Source organism: Halosolutus sp. DAT137 (assembly GCF_059736405.1).
This window is the reverse complement of sequence record NZ_JCAQID010000006.1, coordinates 46,658-65,880: the sequence shown is the minus strand read 5'-3', so window position 1 is coordinate 65,880 and position 19,223 is coordinate 46,658. Positions and strand designations below refer to the sequence as shown.

Sequence of the window (19,223 nt, the reverse complement as noted above, 5' to 3'; positions counted from 1 at the left end):
GACACTACGACCAGTCAACCCGAATGGAGGAAATGCGGGAGCGAAGACGGCCATACCTTGATCGGTTGACCTTCAGTGACAAGGAGGGCGAAGACGAATGATGTGTAAATCCGGGCGATTCGACACTCCGCATCAGTGTCGCCGGTCGTGACCCACAGGTCGTTCGTGTACGGATCGAGCTGGACCGCGTGGACGTGTCGAACGTCCTCGAGCGAGAGAAACGGCGACCAGGTCTTCCCACCGTCGGACGATCGAAGCACGCGCGGCGGTACCGCCGAGTCCAGCGGATACTCCCCGAGGTAGACGGTCTGGCCGTCACAACACACCGCGGACGGGAGCACACCCATCGGCCCCGACGAGGCCGGCAACTCGCGGCTGCAAGTCCAGGTCTGGCCGCCGTCGGTGGAGTAAAAAAGCCATCTGTCCGCGGCTGCCAGCAGTTTCCTGTCGGTCACCGGCCAGACGTTCACCGACGGAAACGAGCCGACGACGCTCGCGAGAGCGGTCTTCCAGTAGCGCGTGGTCTTCAGCCGGTAGGTGAGGCGATCGCGCCCCGTCGCCGGAGACGGAAGTCGTCCGACCTCGGAACAGGGCGAATCGTCGACCGCGGACGCCCGGTAGAGCGTACGATACCTCGTTGCGTACACCGCTCCGTCGTGAGTGTCGTGCAGTCGCATCGTGAATCACCTCAGACCGGCCCCCCAACAGGGTCGTCAGCCCCGGCGGCTGTCGATCGATCGACAACGACTCCAGCAGCAGGCAACAGGTCTACCATCGTTCGACACACCGGCGTTCGCTGGTCGTACCGGTAGAACTCCCGCGACGGTGCTGCGGTCCGTATTCGGGAATGCATCACTGGTTGGGATTCGGGACGTTCCGGTTTCGTTATCTTCTTGCTACCGCAAACGCGAGTCGCGACGCGGTATTCCTGATCGACGCAGATCGAACCGTATCCCACCAAATCGCGCTGAGACACCCCGCGTTGCTTCTGGCACGAGCGGACCACGGCATCACAACGACGGCGGCCACTCGTGTCCCCAGATGGGAAAGCGAGCCGGACGCTCCCAGAAATGCCCGCGTCACGCCCATCAACCGGGTAACAGGACGATAACAATAGCTCCGAAACTCATAGCCCTGCCCAACGATGGAGATCCAACGGATCGGACTCGACGAGTGGGCAGAGGCGTTACCGGCGGACGGGTACGAACTCTTCCACGACCCCGACGCGCTTGCAGTGCTCGCGGATCACACCGACGCCCAGCTACACCTCTACGGGGCGTACAAAGGACAGCAAGCGGTCGGGTTACTCCCCCTGTTCGTCCGCGATCGATCGATCGGGCGGACCGTGTTTTCACCGCCAGTGTCGCTCGGCGTCCCGCGTCTCGGTCCAGTCATCAACCCGAATAGCCCGAAACAGCGCAAGTGGGAACGAATCAACAGCGAACTCGCCGAAGGCGTACTCGACATGCTGGAGGTCGACAACCGATCGACGCTCTTTCGGATGACCTGTCCGGTCGGGTACGACGATCCGCGGCCGTACGCCTGGAACGGCCTCTCCGTGGAGCCAGAGTTCACCTACGTGGTCGACTGTAAGAACGCCGCGGATCTGGAGGGGGTCATGGGCGGCTTTAGCAAGAGTCTGCGAAACGAGATGCGACGGCTCGACGAGACCGACCTCCAGATCGAGCAGGAGGGGATCGAGCCGGCGCACAGAATCTACGAGGACGTCCGGGAGCGCTACACCGCGACGGACGACGAGGCCCCCATGTCCCACGACCTGCTGGACGACCTCTTGCGGAGCCTCGACGACGATCGGTGGCGAGTCTACGTCGCGCGGACGCCGGACGGCGAGTACAAAAGCGGAATCATCACGCTCTACTCGAACGATCTCGCCTACTACTGGCAGGGTGGCGTCACCGCTTCGTACGACAACGTGAGCGTGAACAATCTCCTCCAGCGCGTGATTCTCGAGGACGTGCTCACCGATCCGGCGCTCGAGTCGATCACGGGGTACGATCTGGTGGGCGCGAACACGGAACGACTCTGTGAGTACAAGGGCAAATTCAACGGCGAGTTGCGCCAGTACTACGTCGTCGAATCCGCGGGCCTCGAGATGGCTGTCGCGAAGTCGGTCTACCAGCGGTTGAGCGGATCCCTGAAGTAGGGGACGCACGTTCCGTACGGTTCGGTTTTGTTCAGGCCGGTAGAACGGTTCAGTTGTACTTTCTCAAAATTGGAGAAACTGGAAGAGATATTTCGACGTAGGAGGCCCGCGGGCATCGAGTCACCGCAGGTAAGAGAGACATCGATCGCGACGCCTCACTCCATGTAACCGAGACCGCGAAGCCGGGCCTCGACGTCGTCGAAGTCCTCGTCGACGGAATCGTCATCTTCGTCCGATCGCCCGTCAGCCGTCTCCGACGCCTGCGACGAGACGGACTCGACGGTCGGATCGAGGTCGGTTGCGAGCAGGTCCATTCGGACGTCGCCATCGATCTCGTCCGGGATCGGTTCGCCGATACTGTGGAGAATCGTCGGAGCAACGTCGACGACAGAAAGATCGAGCGCCGCGGGTTCGGAGTCACCGATCGAATCCGCAACGGTCGGCCCGCACGCGAAGAACACGCCCTCGCTGCGGTGGCCCGCGGCTTTGTTCCCGGCGGGAACGAAGACAGCGTCGTCGAGTTTCGTCTTCTCCTCGTAGCCGTCGCCGGCGCGCACGACGAGATCCGGCGACGCGTCGTCGTCGGGAAACACGTCGTCGCCGTCGTAGACTGAAAGCGGGTGCGTGCCGGTTTCGGGGTCAATGACCTCCTCGAAAACTGATCTGAGTTCGTCTTTGACGGTGGACACTTCGTCGGGAGCCACTGTTCCCGAGTCGAATCGTCCGCTCTCGTTGATGTAGACGTACCCCGGACCGTGAGCGAACGCGATCGTCTCGTCGAAATCGACGTCGTATAGCGCGTGATCGCCCGGAATTTGCTCCGCGATGTCGTCGACCAGCCGTTTCGGGAGCGACTGGACGAACCGCTTCTCGTCGATCCCCATCCGGTTGAGCGTACCCAGGATGTTCGATTTCGTAATGCCGAGTTGGGACAGCGAGTTTCCGGCTGTGGATCGGTTCTTCTGCCTGAGATGCCCCGACCGCTCGAGAATCGTGTTCAGATTGACGAACGTCGAGACCGACCCGAAGCCGTGGTCCGAGACGACGAAGAGGTTCGCGTTCCGATCCTCGACGTACTCGAAGACGTCCGCGAGGATGTCGTCCAGTTGCTTGTAATGTTCGAGGATCACATCCTCCTCCCAGATCAGGTGCTGGAGACGATCGGGCGCGGTGTAGACGAAAAAGAACAGTTGCCAGTCGTCGATCGTCATGAGGCGGTTCATCAACTGCCGTCGCGCCGCGACGAGCGAGCCGAGGTCGTCCAGAAAGGTCTCCTCCTCGCCGGCGTAGTCGTACCAGTTCAGCCCGATTCGGTAGTCGGGAATGTCGGTCGTGATCTCCTCGGCGAGCGAGGACGGATGTGCAAACCGCTCGTTGGGCGACGGTGAGATCATCCCGGTGACCATCGTACCGTCGATCTCGCTCGCTGGGTAGGTCATCGGGACGTTCCCGACCACCGACGGCGACAGTAGATCCCACAGCGCCGGTCGTTCGAGATCGGTGCTCGTATTGAGCTGCTGGGTATAGTCGGTTTCGAGTCGCTGAAAGCCGTAGATGCCGTGGTTGTCGGGACGAGCGCCCGTCGCGATCGACGGCCAGGCCGCCGGCGTCGTCGGCGGGTTCGTACTCTCGAGTGGGGCGGCAACGCCAGTATCTCGGAGCCGTCTGAACGTGGGTAACTCGCCGGCGTCGACCCACTTGTTGATGAGATTCCAGGGGACGCCGTCGACGCCGAGTACGAACGCGCGGTCAGTGTCGGTGGTGGTGCTCATAGTGGTAAGTCGGTTTCCCTTCGCCAACGTCGCCAATTGTTATGGTACGTGTTATGTTCGTCAGCGGGAAAATAATTCGACACGAACCGATCGTTCAGTCACCAGAAACGGATCCTGAACCGGCAGAAAACAACACTATCACACCGGATTCGACCCCTGATGTGTGACTCCCGTCGTTCAGTCGTCGACGTCGTACTCGAGGTGCACCGCGGCGTCACCGATCAGTTTGAAGTCGGTAATGTCGCCGTCGAACCGGTAGGCGTCGAGCCAGTTTGCGACGACGCCGCGGACGGTCGATCCCTCGATCTCGTCTTCGTCGTCGATCGACGCGCCCATGTACTCGGAGGCGGCGACATCGCCGTCGACGGTAAACGAGTAGGAGGTGGGGCCGCTCGCATCGGTTCCGTCGAACACCAGCACGTGCGGGAGCGGTTCCGACTCGTCTTCGCCGTCCCAGGAGCCGACGCCCTCCAGTTCTGCGGGATCGAACTCGGTACCGTTGACGATCGCGACGATGCCGTCGTCTGCCGTCACGGACTCGATGCGACCGGTAACGTGGAAGTCGTCGCGGAACCCACCGAGATAGCCCTCGATCGCGAACTCGTCGCCGTCGGTGCGCACGGTGTCGCGGTACGGATCGTCGGAGTTCGTGTTGGCATACTCACTGGGTGATGCATCACCGGAGCCTGTTAGCTGGTACTCGAGCGTGCCGCTCGATCGAGCGACGAGGACGATGTGGTTCGTGTCGTCGTCGTTCCAGACGTCGTCGATCCCCTGTTCGTCCTCGGCCTCCGTCCGGTCGTCTTCGTCCTCGACCTCCGCCTCGGGTTCGTCATCCGATTCGACCTCCGAGGTCGGTGTGGCCGTCGAACCGGACGAACCAGACTCACCCGAAGCGGCTTCTTCTGGCGATTCCGGGACCGATTCCGGCGGTTCGGTACGTGGCGTTCCCGCCGAACTGCCGACGATTCGATCCGACGAGGTCGCAGTGCTCGTGGTATCGAACCGACAGTTCGTCACTTGAACCGTCGCGGACGTGTCCCAGGCGCGTGCGCCGACTCTGACGTCCTGGAAACGACCGCCCGACATGTCGGTGTCGCGTATCTCGGTGTCGTTGAAGTAGCCCCAGAAGTTGCGGTCGTTACCGACCATCACGCAGTTATCGACGACGGAGCCGTCGGTACCGATACGGAAACCACCCGCATTACAGTTCGCCGCATAGGAGTTCGAGATCCTGACGATGCCGCCGTTTCCGGTGTTCGGGTGTTGCCCCGGATTACCCGGCGCGGATGCGTACACCGCGTTGTCGGGCATCCCCTGGATATTCACGTTGTCGATTTCGAGCGTCCCGGCGTGACTCGCAGACACGAAAATTCCCGTGGGTCCGTTCGGGTACGTGCTACCGCGAGCACCGTCCCCGAGGTAGACGTTTTCGATTCGAGAACTGCTGTCCGGGTCCGGGACAGACATGAGAAGTGGCGAGACCTGCGTCGTGTTGTCCCACCGACCGCGGACTCCGATATTTCGAATCGTGATATCGTTACCGACGGCGTGAATGTTGTACTCAGCGCCGCTGGCCGTAATATCGATCAGCGTGTTTTCGAGGGTATCTCCGTCGTCCAGACGGATACTGTGCTTGCCACCCGCTGGTACCTCGATCACGTCGTAGTCGCTGTCGGCCGCGGTCGATCCAGCCGCGGCGACCGTCGCCGCCGCTGCCGCCCCCGCCATCGACAGGTACGATCGCCTCCCGAGTAATCGATCATTACCGCCATTATCGCCGTCGTTGGCGTCTTTACCTGCCGTTTCTTCGCCATCCAGTACCGTAGAGTCGCGTGCCATGCATCAGGGTAACTAAAACATTACAGTATAAGTCTTCCCATTTATTGAGTCATATTTTTAAGAATATTAATTCGTTCGCCGTTATTTATTCAGGATTTAGAGATTATAACGAGTTTTGTACAATCATGGGTGGATGAACGATCGCTCGATCGAATCTCGAAAAATCGCGAAGTCAGCGGAGAACGAGGAGCCGCCTGAAACGGTGATCAGCCACCCCGACAGCTGGTTGGCCGAATGCGAGGCGGGCCGCGTGCCAGTGTCGATCTCGATCGTAGCAGGCCTCGAGGCCGGCAAGCCGTCACCCAGCAGGAACGGAGAGAGGGTATTCACCGGCTCGGCCGATCGGTCCGGGACGACGGGAAGCGCGATCGAACCGACGAGTGGACGCCGATCACGAGGTCGAAAGAAAGCGCCGCGAGGCTAGTTCACCGAACCCGATTCCGGGAGATCGGTCGACTCCGCGTCGGGAATCCACCGCCGAACCAGCGGAACCGCCACGCCGGTCGTTTCCTCGACGACATCGATCACGACGACGTCGTTAGCTTCGAGACCGCCGGCCAGCGCGACCACGACGATCGCTGCGATACCGGCGACGACGAGAAACGGCCCGAACGAGACCAGCGTGATCGTGACCGAACCCGAGACGGCGACCGTCAGCGGTACCAGGACGAGTGGTAACGCGACGTACGATCGGGTCGCGGCCGGCGAGAACGGCGTAATTCCGTACCTGATCGCGAGGAGGCCACAGATGACGAGGTGGAGCGTGACCAGCGAGACGACCGACGCGACGCTCGCGCCGTAGAATCCGTACTGCGGAATCAGCGCGAGGTTGATCACGACGTTGAGCGCCAGCGCGGTTGCGTTCCCGACGGCGATCCACGTCGTCGCACCGAGGGCCGACAGCGTCTCGCGATCGCGACCGGCGGCCGCGCTGAGGAAGAATCCGAGGGCCAGAATCGGGAGGATACTCGCGGCGTCGGAGTAGTCCGGGCCGAAGACGAGCGCGATCACGTCGCCGGGAAAGACGACGAACAACAGGAACGCCGGGAAGGTCACGATGTACACCCACTTGGTCGTCGTCGCGTAAATGTCGTCGACCGCCTCCCGGTCCCCGTTCGCATCGAGGCGCGAAGCGATCGGGAGATAGAGGAACCCAAACGCAGAGAGCACGACGAGCAGCCCCCCCGCGATGGGATAGGCGGCGTCGTACATCCCGACCTCGTAGGAACTCCTGAAGTAGCCGAGCATCAGGGTGTCAGTCCGCGTCAGCAGGATACCCACGACCGTCGAGACGACCAGCGGGGCCGAAAAGCGGACCAGTTCGGGAACGTGCGTTCGGAACGGCCCGAAAAGCGCCACGAGTCTAGCGAGGAGGACGTGGGCGACGACCAGCGCGACGACTGCCGCGAGCAGGTAGGCGACGCCCGCGGCGACGATTCCGACACCAGCGACCAACAGGGCGACGAGCAACCCGATTCGCAGTCCCGGATCGAGAAGGTCTCTGACGACGGTTCGGTACAGCGTGTTCTCGTAGCCGCGAATGCCCGCGACGGCGATGCGAAAGCCGGCGACGAACGGCAGAGAAATCCCGAGCAACCGGACGTAGGTCACCGCCGCTTCGGTCTCGAACAGCCGACTCGCGAGGGCGTCTGCGAACACGACCATCGCACCACCGAAAAGGACCGACAGCGGGATGGCGACGAGCAACCCGCTGACCCAGACCCCGCGCTTGTCTTCAGTCGAGTCGTAGCGGGGAATGAATCGGGAGACACCCTGCGTACAGCCCGCGAGCGCGATCGTCACGGAGACGGTCAGCAACGCGAGTCCGACGCTGACCTCGCCGTAAGCGTCCGGAGAGAGCAGCCGACCGATGACGATCCGTTCGGCTAACTGGGCGACCGACCCCAGAATGCCGCCGACCATGACGATCGCCGCACTCGAGAGGAGCGCGGAGAGTTCGCGTGCCTGATCCGCCATTAGAGATAGCCCAGATCCTCGAGGCGCTCGGTCACCTCGGCGTCACCGTCGGGCCGATCGACCGACCGTTCTCCGTACGGTACATCACCGTACTCGGTTCGTCGAGCGTCGTCGACGAGCAGGCCGTCGGGAATCGAGCCGGTCATCCGCGACGGGATAGGCCGATCGAGCAGCGCCATCGCGATCGGGGCGACGTCGGTCAGCGACAGTCGCTCCGGTGTCGTTCCGGAGAAGGCAGGGCCAGCGCCGATGAAGACCCCGTCGCGCTTGTGGTTGTACGTGTCGACGCTGACGAATGGTCTGCCGTAGAGACCGCTCGAGACGAGGTGGTTCATTTCCGTCGGCAGGAAGCACACGTCCGGTGCGCCCTCGAGGGACGGGCCGTCGTGACCGTACAGCCGTTCGCGCCGACAGACGAACTCGAAGGCGGGCTGTCCGTCTGGCGTCCGGAGATCGGACAGAATCTCGATCAGTTCCGATCTGGTGTCCTCGTAGGCCGACTGCGAGACGACCCCTTCGGGTTCCCGACCCGCGAGGTTGATCCGAACGCCCATGCGGGTCCCGTCGACGCAGTAGGCTCGCGACCGTCGCCAGTCGACGGTATCCGTGGCGGCCGATTTGACCGCATCAGGGGTGAGTCGCAGCAGTGTCGACTCGAGCCCGACGCGCTCGGCGGCGGCGTAGATGTCCGCTGGCTCGACCCCCAGCGAAGACGCGATTCGCTGGCCCGCGCGGATCGTCCCCTCGACCAGCGACGAAGAGGTCGCGGCGGTCGACTGGTCGTCTTCAACGCCGGCCCTGACAGGGTCCGATCCGACCCCGTCGGTGGCACCGTCGCGACCGTCGCCGGGAGCACCGCCACCGCCCTCGCCGGTGACCAGCGACGCCTTCTCCGAGCCGATCGTCGGCCGATCGCTCTCGTCGGCCGCTTCGACGAATCCGTGCTGGCGGAGGACGTCGTTGACGTGGATGTTGTACCCGGTGACGGGACCGATCCCGTGGTCGGAGCAGACGATGACGTTGACGTCATCCTCGACCGCATCGAGGACATCCTCGACGAACCGGTCCGCAGCCGCGTAGATCTGCCGAAACTGCGCGTCGCGCTCGAAGTTGTGGAACACGGCGTCGGTTTTCTGGACCTGCAACAGCGCGAGCTCCCAGTCGTCTCGCCCGACCAGTTCGACAGCCGCGTTGCGGCGCTGGTCGATCAACTCGCAGTAGCCCTCGAACTTCGCGTCGAGATCAGAGCTTACCTCCGCTCGCGAGTAGATTCGGTAGGGTTCGCCGATCGCGTCCGAGAGTTCCTCGCGGATATCGTCGGGGTAGCCGGGTTCGTCCTCGACCGCGAGATACCCCGGCACGATCGCGCCGTCGATCGGCTCCGCCGGGTGGGTGACGGGGACGTTCATGACCACCGAACCCGCGCCAACGGACGAGAGGTAATTCCAGAGCGCAGGCGACTGCACGTCCGTCCGCGAGACGAGCCGTCTGTCTTCCGGATAGCCGTCGGACGTGAAAAACCCGTAGACGCCGTGGTGACTCGGATCGGTTCCGGTGTACATCGACGGCCAGGCGCTCCCCGTCCAGGGCGGGTGTGTCGATTCGAGGGTGGCGTCGACGCCGCGATCGCGGAGTCCCTGAAGCGTCGGTGTCGCCTCCGCGTACCGGTCCAGGTAGCGGAAATCGAGCGCATCGAGCCCGATAACGACTGTTTTCATCGATCCCTCCGCAGCCCCGAAGCCGAACCTGGTGTCCGAATCGATTGTCCATCCGAGCGTGCGAGTCCGTCCTCCCTCTCGCGGGTGACACGCAGCGTGTGAGTCCGTTCGTTCGGCCAATTCATTGCGTCGAGAAACCGGGTAGTCAGCCTTTGTTATCGAACGGTTTCGCCAACGGTAGCCCCCCCGAAACCAGGCTGGCGCGTACAGAACGAGAGCTACGTCGCCGCGTCTCCGTTTGCCCGTATCCAGTAGAGTTCAAACTCACCGTTCGACTGGACGCGATCGATGCCGGGTCGGTCTGCGACGGCGTCGAATTCGGATTCCGAGTACCGCAGTTCCTTGTAGGCGATCGTCTCCCGATCGCGGTCGGCCTGGCTAATCGCGAAGTACTGGTCCTCCTCGGAGCGCCAGGCCTCGTCCGAGTCGAGTCCGTCCTCGGGCGGTCCCGAGTGGCTGCGCATCCGTTCGGGGTTTCCGTTCACCCCATCGTCGAATCGGTTCGGCCCGTTTCGCAGTCCGACGAGCGTGGCGGCGTCGTCCCGCGTCTCGAAGGTCGTTTCGTACCCTTCCATCTGCATGTGGGAAACGTGTCCGGACGACGTGTATATGTACGGCGAGGGGAACACCGCCAGCAGCGACAACACCAGTAGGGAGGCGAGAACGAGGGTCCCAGCCGCGGAGACCACCCGCGGTGTACTCGCACGCGATAGCGACGAGAGAGAGCCGGCGAGCGCGATCGAGCCGAGAATCGTCACGAACACCATCATCAGCCCGAAGACCCGGAAGTAGATTTCGGAACTGGAGGCGATGAAGTAGACGACGAAGAGTACACCGAGTGCCCCGAGACCGGCGGTGAACTGAATCGTCGTCGTCGCGACCGGTTCCGTGAAGGCCTCGCGCCGCACGAGCAGCGCGAACAGCAATGCCGCGATGAGAAGGACGAACAGAAGGTGGACGCCGAACAATTTGAAAAACAGTTCCGTCACGGAACCGCCGATCGCGGTCAGCGACGCCCCCTGCGTGGCGACCGACTCGCCGGCCTGTCCCGACCCGAACAGGTACTCGATCGCGGAGGAACCGGTTCTCATAATCGTTCCGATAAAAAACCCGTAGTTGGAACTCCAGACGAGAAACGCGCCGGCCAGGACCGCCGTCTGGCCGTACAGCGATTGCTGGGTCGCGATCGGTCCGGTAGGTCGATATCGGCGGGCGAGAAACTGGACGAAACAGATGGCAACAGCCACCACGAGCAGGTGCGCGACGAGCTGTGGGTGATACACGACGAGGGCGATCGAGACGAACGCGAGTCCGGCACCGATCGCGGAGGCCGACCGACTGTCGGTGTCGGTCAAAAGGAATTTGACGAGGAGGTAGACGAACAGCGACGAGAGCATCACCGCCTGCGTCATCGCGTGGGCGTGCATGTGCGTTGCCAGCGTCGTAATCGGCAACAGCAGCAACGCCGAAAACGCGGCGACGACGACTGCCAGTGGGTTCGACGTGATCTCACCGACGGTGAGCGGAACGAACACGAAAAACGAAACCGTTGCGAGGAGGACCACCAGCAACAGCGAGTGAGTAGTAGCGAATCCGACCGTCGAAGAGATGAACACCGAAACCGTGTGGATGCCCGGATAGAACAGGTCGAGCGGTGCGATCCGTCCGTCGCCGAGCGCTCGCGCCCAGCCCAGATGCGTCAGCGCGTCGTGGTGGCCGTAAAATCGATAGCCGCGAATGATCGGGAGTCCGGCGAAGACGACCACCGCGAGACCGCCGAGCAAGAGCGCGATCGATCGAAGCCCGGACTCGACGTTGGGCATCACCGAGACGACGAGAGCAAGGACGACTGCGACGAGCAGTCCAACCCACACCGACGTTGGCGTCATCGTATACATCGAGAGTTCGTACCCGGTTGCCGGGTTCGCGTGCGCGAGCATCGTCCCACCGGAAACCGCGAGAAACCCGATCGCGAGCGCTAGTTTCCGCCAGCGTGCCCAGTCGGCGTTTGGAGCGTGTGACATGCGACTCTACCGTATCGAGACGGAAGCCGGGAATTGTTATACGCACAGTGAAGCCGGGTATCGGCCGGCTACCTCTCGAACGCTACCGGGCCGACAGAAGCGGCTCGTGCGGTTCGGGTAGCTAGGGCGGTCGGAGAAGGACTGCGAGGTGCCCCGAAAGAACTGGGCGGTCGAGAGAGGGGCGAAACCGGTCGGACGAGAGCGTTCGAGCAGCCGAACGGAACTGACCGCTGGAAAGCCAGGTGCAGATTGAAAGAGTGGAACGAGCGCGTGGAGACGGGGCGAGAATCCGCACAGAACAGCGGACTCAGAGGGGCGAGGAGTGTTACCCGTCGATCGCGCCGTCGGCGTCACCGCCGACGTCAGTCCAGAAGTAGGCGTGTCGATAGGCGTTGTCTATCGTCGGCGTCTCCGGCACCTCGCCCTCGTAGACGAGCACCGAGATTCGGACGGTACCAGGGTCCGACGTCGGGGTGATATCCCGATCGCCGTAGCCGATACCGCCGTCGCTGAGGATGTAATCGATGCGGCGCAATTCGGTTCGTTCGACGACCTCCCCGTCTTCGAGGCGCTGTTCCTGGACGACGACGCTGTAGTTCATGTCCTGTCCCTCGTTGTTGTCGACGGCGATGACAAGCGGGATCGACTCGCCTGGGTCGACCGACGGCGGATAACCGCCGGCGACGAGGTCGCCGTCGTCGTTCTCGGTGAGCAACTGGACGGACGTGTACTCCTCGCCCTGTTGGGGTGCGACGAGCGCGTATCCGACGGTCGTCAGCGCGAGTACCATGCTCACGACGAGCGCGACGTTGACGGCCGTCAGCGTCGTCGACTGGCTGCCCGTGAGAAACTGGCGGAGGCGATCCACCCGGCGACTGAAGCCGAACCGATACCGCTCGGACGCCGGAACCGTCAGCCGACGACCGATCGCGATCCCGAGCAGGACCAGCGTCGCACCGGCCACCGTTCCGACGACGGCTTCCGTCGTGAAGCCGACCGGCGCGACCAGCAGTCCGAGCAGCGGCAACAGCGCGAAACTCAGCCCGAACGAGAGCGCGAGGCGCTCGACGTCGGTCAGCGTCCGCGTCTGGCGAAGGACCGTCGACCCATCCGCTTCCGACCGTGAGACGGATTCCAGACGCGGAAACAGCGTCGAGACGACGGCGTACCCGGGTGCGAGAAACAGCAGCGGCAACCCGATCGCCGCTCGAACGACCGGCGAAGAGACGTCTACGACGGTCAACGCGACGGCCGCGGCGACGACGAAGCCGACGGTTCCGACCAGATCGGCCGGAAGCCCGGCGAGGACGGCCTTGCTTCGTCGCTGTACGAACGCGAACGGTTTCGACAGAACATCTTTCATGGAAGCGGTAACTACCGATCGGTCAACTGTGATGGCCATTGTTAGTTATCGGATAACCGAACGCGGGTTTCAGGAGCTGATCGACCACCGGCGAGAGGAGAGTGCCATCCCCCAAATCGGGACCCCGGACCGATAGAAGTGGAGTACTTACAAAGTACGTGTATCGCAACCGGTCAGTCATGGACGACCGAACGACGGCAATATTCGAACACGACGGCGAGGTGGCCCGATGAGCATCGAGGTTCGCCTGGCGACGGACGACGACCTCGATCGCTGGAACGGGTACGTCGATCGATCGCCGCAGGGAACGCTCTGTCACGAGTACGAGGCCCTACAGGTGCAAGCCGACCACGCGAACGCAACGTTGCACCCACTGATCGGGTTCAAAGGACAGGAGGTAGTCGGTCTCTTCCCCGTTTTTGAAATCAAAAAAGGGTTCGTCACGACCGTCTTCTCGCCGCCGCCACACCTCCGCGTGCCGTATCTCGGTCCCGCGTTCGTGAACATGAAGAAGCTCAAACAGCGCAAACGGGAGCGCCGGCAGAAACGGTTCATCGAGGGCTGTTTCGAGTGGGTTCGATCTGAACTCGCCCCGAAGTACGCCCACCTGCGAACCGGAACCGCGTTCGAGGACGCGCGGGCGTTCAAGTGGAACGAGTACGACGTGACGCCGGAGTACACGTACGCGATCGATCTCACGCCCGACGAGGACGATCTGCTGCTGTCGTTCAGCAGCGACGCCCGAAGCAACATCCGGAACGCCGACGAGGACACCTACGAAATCGAGGTCGGCGGCGACGAGGAGATCCGACTCATCGTCGACCAGGTTCGACAGCGATACGAGTCCCAGGGCGTCAGCTTCGCCGTGACCCCGGAGTTCGTGCTCGACCTCGCGGACCGAGCGGACGGGGGTGCGGTGCGCCCGTACACGCTGCGAGTCGACGGCGAGTTCGTCGGCGGGATTCTGGCACTGGAGTACGGCGAGACGACCGGACGGTGGCTCGGCGGCGTTCGCACCGATTCGGATGTCGACCTCCCGACGAACGATTTGCTCGACTGGGCGGTCATGTCCGATGCTCGCGAGCGCGGACTCACCACCTACGACCTGATCGGGGCCGATAATCCGCGGATTAACCGCTACAAAGCGAAGTTCAACCCCGAGTTGCGAACCTACTACAGCATCGAGTTCGGGGAGTGGGGAATGCAGACGATCGCCTCGCTGTACAACACGGTCAAATAGCGCGGGTCGTCGCGCCCGTCGTCGACGGTCCAGACCGGGACGCCACTCAGTTCAGGCTGGCCGGTAAGTCTCAGCATAACGAAGGTTCGGTATCGACGACCGTTCGACGATGAGTGATTCGTCTCTCCGGACGTTGCTGGTAGGGATCGACGCGGCCTGTGAACAGGTGCTCGAACCGCTGTTCGAGGCGGGTGAGCTGCCGGCGCTCGAATCGATCTACGAGGACGGGACGGGTGGGCCGCTCGAATCTCAGATTCCGCCGTGGACGGCGTCCGCGTGGCCCTCCCTCTATACCGGGATGAACCCGGGAAAACACGGTGTGTTCAGCTTTCTCTCCTTCGAGGGATACGACTGGGACGTCGTCAACGCGAGCGACGTTCGCGAACGGGCGATGTGGGAGTTGCTCGATCGCCACGACCTCTCCAGCGTCGTCGTCAACGCTCCGGTGACCCACCCGACACGATCGTTCGACGGGGCGTTGATCCCGGGCTACACCGCCCCGGAGAATCCGGACTGCCATCCGGCGGGACTCCTCGAAGAGGTCCGGGACGCGATCGGCGAGTACCGTGTCTACCCCGAGGAGGCGGTCAACGATCTGGGTGCAGCCTACACAGACTGCGTCCGCATGCGCGGCGAGGCGTTTCGGTACCTTGCCGATCGATTCGATCCCGAATTCGGCTTCGTCCAGTTCCAGGCGACGGACTCGATCTTTCACAAGGAACCGGAAAACGACGACGCGATTCGATCGATCTACCGCGAGGTGGACGCCCAGCTCGCGTCGATTCTCGACCGCTGCGATCCCGACACCGTGATCGTGGCCAGCGATCACGGGATGGGACCCTACGGAGGCTACGAGTTCCGGGTGAACCAGTTCCTTCGAGAGCGAGGAGACGTCGACGTCGTCCGCGGCGGTCGCGGGATGCCTAACTGGGCGACCGTCCGCGACGGCGACCTCAAACGCGGCAGTGAGGCGACCGATCGCGACCCCGGACTCACCGAACGAGGGATGGCTGCTGCCGCCAGTGTCGGCCTCACTAGCCAGCGGATCGGCGGTGTGCTCGAACGGCTCGGCCTCGCAGACCTCGCGGCGAAACACGCCCCCGCGGGACTCGTCAGCGCGGGTGCGACACAGGTCGACTTCCCCGACTCGCGGGCGTACGTGCGATCGCGGATCGAACTCGGCGTTCGAATCAATCTCGAAGGACGCGAACCCGACGGTATCGTCGACCCAGAGGAGTACGAGGCCGTCCGCGATCGACTGATCGAGTCGTTACGGGCCGTGAAAACCCCCGACGGACGGCCGGTCTTCGAGGACGTGCGACGCCGGGAGGCGTACTTTTACGGCCCGGAAGCCGACCGAGCCGTCGATATCGTGACCGTACCAGCCGACTTCGAGCATTTCCTGTCGGCAACGGTGCGCGACGAGCAGTTCGGCCCGCCGACCGAACCCTGGAATCACAAGCTCTACGGGACGATCGCCGCCCGCGGCGACGCGATCGACGCATCCGGCGGCGTCGGAACTGCCCACCTCTTCGACGTGGCCCCGACGGTCCTGTCGACGCTCGACGTGCCGATCGACGAGCGCATGGACGGCCAGCCGCTACCCTGCGTCGACAGCACCGGGACCGAACAGTACCCTCGACTCGACCCCGAGGAGTCGGTCGATACCGCCGACGAGGCCGTCGAGCAGCGACTCGCGGATCTCGGCTATCTGGAGTGAGACAACGCTGGCAGCGGCGATCCAGCCCGCGGCCAGAGAGGGCTGGGGCGCGAGACCGAAGGTTTGAGCTGAGGCGCAAAGGACGGTCGAGGCCGAACCCGAAAGAGCGCAGAAACAGATCGAGGGAGACGTTAGCCGGACAGCCGGTGTAACACGCGGCCGCGGGCGTTTTTGAGACCGATTCTGGCGACGTCGATCGCCCCGGGGTCCGAGTACAGCGGGCCGAGTTCGTCCACGACGGTCGGCTCGAACGTCGGGTCTGGAACACGTTCACATGCGGTCGCAAGCATCTCTACCGACGATTCGAACAGCCGGCGTCTGGCGGCCTGCCACGTGTGACAGTCTCCGATGTCGACGGCTTTTTCGACAATAATCTCGCCGCCGTCGAGAGTCGGCGCGAGGCGCTGTAGCGTCACCCCTGCTTCGGCCTCGCCGTTCGCGAACTCCCAGACTGCGGGCGGGCGACCGCGGTACTCCCTGATGTTTCCGTGGTGGAAGCTCACGACGCCGTAGGTTGGGGTCGTGAGCACGTCACCAGTGAGAATCCCGAATCCGCGGCGAAACAGGAGGTCGATCTCCGCCGCCGCGATCCGGTCGATGACCGACGCGGGAAGTTGCTGACCGAGGCCGTCCGCAGATTCGGGCCGAGCATGAACGACGGCCGCCGACTGGAACCACGATCGATCGTCGATCGAGACCGATTCCAGGTACGAGGGCGGATTCACGAGTCTGTGTAACCCGAGCATCGGAGCCCAGGCACCGTACTCGGTCACCGCACCGAGGTATCGTTCCCACGCGCCCGAGGGCGCATCCCGGCCGTCTTCGATGACGATCAGATCGATCGAAATCCCGGCGGATCGCCTCGCATGTTCGACCGCTTCGAGCGCCCATCGCTCCATCGATGGCCCGGACAGCAACAATCCGACTGACAGCCCGTCGTCGCTCATGACCGGTTCCACTCCCGCGATCGAAGCGGAATTTCGTCGGCGTCCTCGCGCTCGCGATCGATCTCGGTTCCGTCCAAGGTCGCACCTGGGTCCACCCAATCGGCCTCTGTTGTAGCCCGGCCCGTGACGAGATCCGGGAGTTCTCGCATCGTCCGGACGTCGATCGCATCCGCGTCCTCACGTGTCGAGAGATACTCGACGAAGGCTTCGATCTGGGGCCACTGCTGGTCGTTGGCGAAGTCGTACAGGTGACACCAGTAGTGGACGAACGAGTCGGCGGCCGCCGCCGCATCGACACCGCGTGTGAGGTTTCGAGCGTGGAGTCGACGGCGGACGGGGAGCGGGATCGTGCGGTACACGGCGTGTGGCGGTGCGGTTCCGATCTGGAGGAACGGCGCGGCGAACGTGGTGTATGCCGGGCTATACGTTTCGAGCACGCCATCCACGAGTCGCGGCTCGATCGTCGGGTGCGTGCCCGCCAGAATATCGAACAGTTTGCCGGGGCGGGTCGCCGCCGGGCTCTCGCCGTCGGCGCGGGAAAACGGCACTCGCGTGACTCGAATGCCGGCCTCTTCGAGGACGGACGAGGGCGGAGAACTGTGTCTCGGGGGGACGATCGAGTCGCTGGACCCGAGGCCGTGATCGCGGTGAATCCGGTTTGCGCGCTCCAGCTCCCAGAGGACGATTTCGGGTTCGACTTCGGCGCACTCGACGTGCGAGAAGGTGTGCGTGCAGATCTCGTGGTCGGTCTCCCGCGATCGAATGTCGTCGATCAGGTCCGGGGCGTAGAACTCGGGGTCTTCCGCGACGGACGTTCCGGGATCGACGTCCCACCAGCCGTCCTGGTGGGGGCCACCGTGGTCGCCGTCACACTCTTCGTAGAACAGATGCCCAACCACGTCGAACGTGATTGGGACGTCGTACTCGTCGCACAGATCGAGCAAGCGCGAGAGGTAGCGCGTCTCGGCCGCCCGTCCCTCGCTGAGTTTGTGCAGCTTTCCGTACCGAACGAGTCCCCAGCCGAGTTCGACTTCGATACTGATCGTCGCTGTTCCTGTCATCGATACACACGTCTGACATACCAGATATATTGAGTATGTGCCACATATACCAGTCACCAACCCAGATCCGTCACGAACGTCGATCGGTCACGAGCGCTGAAACGATCGTCTCCGGCAATCAGTGGCCCGGCGACAGTCGGCCGTGAGTAGGATCTGCTTATTCCCCCAGACTGCCGACGATCGACACAGCAGGATACGAGCCGCCAACGATGTCAGGCCGACGCCGATCGCGGACGCAGCAACTCGCGAGGTGGTAACGCGAGTCGGTCGACCTCTCCCCGCGACTCGGCAATGGCGACGAGGATGTCCGTCAGGTTCACCAGATCACCGACGTACTCCTGGCGGCGGCGTTGCCAGCGGGCCGCGGCGTCGTCGTCTACGAGGATATCGACCGATCGGTCGCGGAGGCGCTCGTAGGAGTCGAACTGTTCAGCGAGGTCGGCGCGTTCGAGCTCCAGGAACTCGCCGTACTCGTGCTCGTCGGTCCCCCGATAGCGGAAGGCGGGCGTTCCCAGCAGCGCGGCCTCGGTGACCATCGTCCCGGTGTCGGAGACGACGAGCGAGGCCTCGGCCATCGCGTCGTGGATCAGCGCCGGGTGGAGGTCGTACGGTCTGGCCGGCGACCCGGTGAGATCCATATCCCCGCCTTCGTCGGAGACGAAGACGGTGGCGCGATCGCTCAGTCGGTCGATCAGGTCCCGACGCTGGGCCATCGAAAACCCCTCGAGATGCGTGTCGTGGAGAGCGTCGAGCGCGTTGAACCGAAGCAGGACGTACGGTTCCTCCGGACCGATCCCGAGTGCGCCACGAACGTCGACGGTTCGATCGAAGACGTCGGGGTGGAGATACGCACACTCCTTGAACCCCTCGAACGTGTAGTGAGCGTCGCCGAGATCTCGGCGGGTGACCGCAGGCGAGAGAATACAGTCCGCAAAGGGGCGAGAGACGGTGTGGTTGAAATCGCCCGGTTCGTCGTCGAGGACGAGCACGACGGGCGAGCGGGCGAGGGTGCCGGCGGCCGCGGCGTAGGGGCCGCGTCCGAAGACGACGTCGGGACGGAATCGGAGCGTTTCCCGAGCGATCGATCGAAGCTGGCCGCCGAGTTCGAGCGCGAAGCCGAGTTTCGAGAACCGATCGGTCTCGTGCGTACCGTAGATTCGGTAGGGGAGACCGTAGTACTCGAGTAGCGCCGTCGTACAGGCGTACTCGCGAGTCAGGACGAGCACGTCGTGGCCGGCCGCCTGGAGGCGATCGACGGCGTTGCGATACAGGTGGACGTGGGCGGGGGTGTTGGCGAAAACGAGAATCCGCATCGATCGGCAGTAGCCGCCATCGGGCCATTGTAATAGCACACGTACACCTGAGTATCGCGATTGAAGCCGGCCGTGCTGAGCG

General features: G+C 63.4%; 13 protein-coding genes. 3 read left to right on the top strand and 10 right to left on the bottom strand.

All coding sequences use genetic code 11. The features are described from left to right. Nucleotides 1–14: 14 nt before the first annotated feature. On the bottom strand, nt 15–677 hold the full coding sequence (locus AC6I6L_RS09620) for a WD40/YVTN/BNR-like repeat-containing protein (RefSeq protein ID WP_497917539.1): 663 nt from the start codon (nt 675–677) through the stop codon (nt 15–17). Between the two features lie 467 nt (nt 678–1,144). Here AC6I6L_RS09620 and AC6I6L_RS09615 point away from each other — a divergent pair, with 467 nt between their 5' ends. Then, nucleotides 1,145–2,164, top strand: a complete 1,020-nt coding sequence (locus AC6I6L_RS09615) for a GNAT family N-acetyltransferase (RefSeq protein WP_497917538.1) — start codon at nt 1,145–1,147, stop codon at nt 2,162–2,164. Between the two features lie 155 nt (nt 2,165–2,319). On the opposite strand, the gene AC6I6L_RS09610 is transcribed toward AC6I6L_RS09615, so the two are convergent. The 6 genes from AC6I6L_RS09610 to AC6I6L_RS09585 all read right to left on the bottom strand — a co-directional run bounded on the left by AC6I6L_RS09610 (nt 2,320) and on the right by AC6I6L_RS09585 (nt 12,860). Further along, nucleotides 2,320–3,936, bottom strand: coding sequence for an alkaline phosphatase family protein (locus tag AC6I6L_RS09610; RefSeq protein WP_497917537.1), 1,617 nt, complete (start codon nt 3,934–3,936; stop codon nt 2,320–2,322). 177 nt (nt 3,937–4,113) lie between these two features. Beyond that, nucleotides 4,114–5,778, bottom strand: a complete 1,665-nt coding sequence (locus tag AC6I6L_RS09605; protein ID WP_497917536.1) for a hypothetical protein — start codon at nt 5,776–5,778, stop codon at nt 4,114–4,116. A 420-nt stretch (nt 5,779–6,198) separates the two neighbouring features. Next, a complete protein-coding gene (locus tag AC6I6L_RS09600; RefSeq protein ID WP_497917535.1) occupies nt 6,199–7,755 on the bottom strand; it encodes an oligosaccharide flippase family protein in 1,557 nt (518 codons plus the stop codon). Further along, nucleotides 7,755–9,473 carry an alkaline phosphatase family protein gene (locus AC6I6L_RS09595; protein WP_497917534.1) on the bottom strand — a complete coding sequence of 573 codons (1,719 nt, stop codon included), beginning with the start codon at nt 9,471–9,473 and terminating at the stop codon, nt 7,755–7,757. The genes AC6I6L_RS09600 and AC6I6L_RS09595 overlap by 1 nt, the downstream gene beginning before the upstream one ends. 218 nt (nt 9,474–9,691) lie before the next feature. Further along, entirely contained in the window at nt 9,692–11,497 is a 1,806-nt protein-coding gene (locus AC6I6L_RS09590; RefSeq protein ID WP_497917533.1) for an MFS transporter, read from the bottom strand. Nucleotides 11,498–11,822: 325 nt separating this feature from the next. Continuing rightward, nucleotides 11,823–12,860 carry a DUF1616 domain-containing protein gene (locus AC6I6L_RS09585; RefSeq protein WP_497917532.1) on the bottom strand — a complete coding sequence of 346 codons (1,038 nt, stop codon included), beginning with the start codon at nt 12,858–12,860 and terminating at the stop codon, nt 11,823–11,825. A gap of 229 nt (nt 12,861–13,089) precedes the next feature. Here AC6I6L_RS09585 and AC6I6L_RS09580 point away from each other — a divergent pair, with 229 nt between their 5' ends. Both AC6I6L_RS09580 and AC6I6L_RS09575 read left to right on the top strand, forming a co-directional pair. Beyond that, entirely contained in the window at nt 13,090–14,100 is a 1,011-nt protein-coding gene (locus AC6I6L_RS09580; RefSeq protein ID WP_497917531.1) for a lipid II:glycine glycyltransferase FemX, read from the top strand. 109 nt (nt 14,101–14,209) lie between these two features. Then, a complete protein-coding gene (locus AC6I6L_RS09575) occupies nt 14,210–15,820 on the top strand; it encodes an alkaline phosphatase family protein (RefSeq protein WP_497917530.1) in 1,611 nt (536 codons plus the stop codon). A gap of 131 nt (nt 15,821–15,951) precedes the next feature. Here AC6I6L_RS09575 and AC6I6L_RS09570 read toward each other — a convergent pair whose 3' ends face one another. The 3 genes from AC6I6L_RS09570 to AC6I6L_RS09560 all read right to left on the bottom strand — a co-directional run bounded on the left by AC6I6L_RS09570 (nt 15,952) and on the right by AC6I6L_RS09560 (nt 19,141). Continuing rightward, a complete protein-coding gene (locus AC6I6L_RS09570; RefSeq protein WP_497917529.1) occupies nt 15,952–16,767 on the bottom strand; it encodes a formyltransferase family protein in 816 nt (271 codons plus the stop codon). Further along, nucleotides 16,764–17,828 (bottom strand): polysaccharide deacetylase family protein, encoded by a 1,065-nt coding sequence (locus tag AC6I6L_RS09565; protein ID WP_497917528.1) that lies wholly within the window; start codon nt 17,826–17,828, stop codon nt 16,764–16,766. Before AC6I6L_RS09565 ends, AC6I6L_RS09570 begins: the two co-directional genes overlap by 4 nt. Before the next feature lie 212 nt (nt 17,829–18,040). Continuing rightward, entirely contained in the window at nt 18,041–19,141 is a 1,101-nt protein-coding gene (locus tag AC6I6L_RS09560) for a DUF354 domain-containing protein (protein ID WP_497917540.1), read from the bottom strand. Nucleotides 19,142–19,223 lie beyond the last annotated feature (82 nt).

What these genes read in the sequence shown, in the direction of transcription:
- AC6I6L_RS09620 (WP_497917539.1), bottom strand. Translation starts at nt 677, where the DNA reads ATGCGACTGCACGACACTCACGACGGAGCGGTGTACGCAACGAGGTAT.
- AC6I6L_RS09575 (WP_497917530.1), top strand. Translation starts at nt 14,210, where the DNA reads ATGAGTGATTCGTCTCTCCGGACGTTGCTGGTAGGGATCGACGCGGCC.
- AC6I6L_RS09615 (WP_497917538.1), top strand. Translation starts at nt 1,145, where the DNA reads ATGGAGATCCAACGGATCGGACTCGACGAGTGGGCAGAGGCGTTACCG.
- AC6I6L_RS09595 (WP_497917534.1), bottom strand. Translation starts at nt 9,473, where the DNA reads ATGAAAACAGTCGTTATCGGGCTCGATGCGCTCGATTTCCGCTACCTG.
- AC6I6L_RS09600 (WP_497917535.1), bottom strand. Translation starts at nt 7,755, where the DNA reads ATGGCGGATCAGGCACGCGAACTCTCCGCGCTCCTCTCGAGTGCGGCG.
- AC6I6L_RS09585 (WP_497917532.1), bottom strand. Translation starts at nt 12,860, where the DNA reads ATGAAAGATGTTCTGTCGAAACCGTTCGCGTTCGTACAGCGACGAAGC.
- AC6I6L_RS09610 (WP_497917537.1), bottom strand. Translation starts at nt 3,936, where the DNA reads ATGAGCACCACCACCGACACTGACCGCGCGTTCGTACTCGGCGTCGAC.
- AC6I6L_RS09605 (WP_497917536.1), bottom strand. Translation starts at nt 5,778, where the DNA reads ATGGCACGCGACTCTACGGTACTGGATGGCGAAGAAACGGCAGGTAAA.
- AC6I6L_RS09590 (WP_497917533.1), bottom strand. Translation starts at nt 11,497, where the DNA reads ATGTCACACGCTCCAAACGCCGACTGGGCACGCTGGCGGAAACTAGCG.
- AC6I6L_RS09560 (WP_497917540.1), bottom strand. Translation starts at nt 19,141, where the DNA reads ATGCGGATTCTCGTTTTCGCCAACACCCCCGCCCACGTCCACCTGTAT.
- AC6I6L_RS09570 (WP_497917529.1), bottom strand. Translation starts at nt 16,767, where the DNA reads ATGAGCGACGACGGGCTGTCAGTCGGATTGTTGCTGTCCGGGCCATCG.
- AC6I6L_RS09580 (WP_497917531.1), top strand. Translation starts at nt 13,090, where the DNA reads ATGAGCATCGAGGTTCGCCTGGCGACGGACGACGACCTCGATCGCTGG.
- AC6I6L_RS09565 (WP_497917528.1), bottom strand. Translation starts at nt 17,828, where the DNA reads ATGACAGGAACAGCGACGATCAGTATCGAAGTCGAACTCGGCTGGGGA.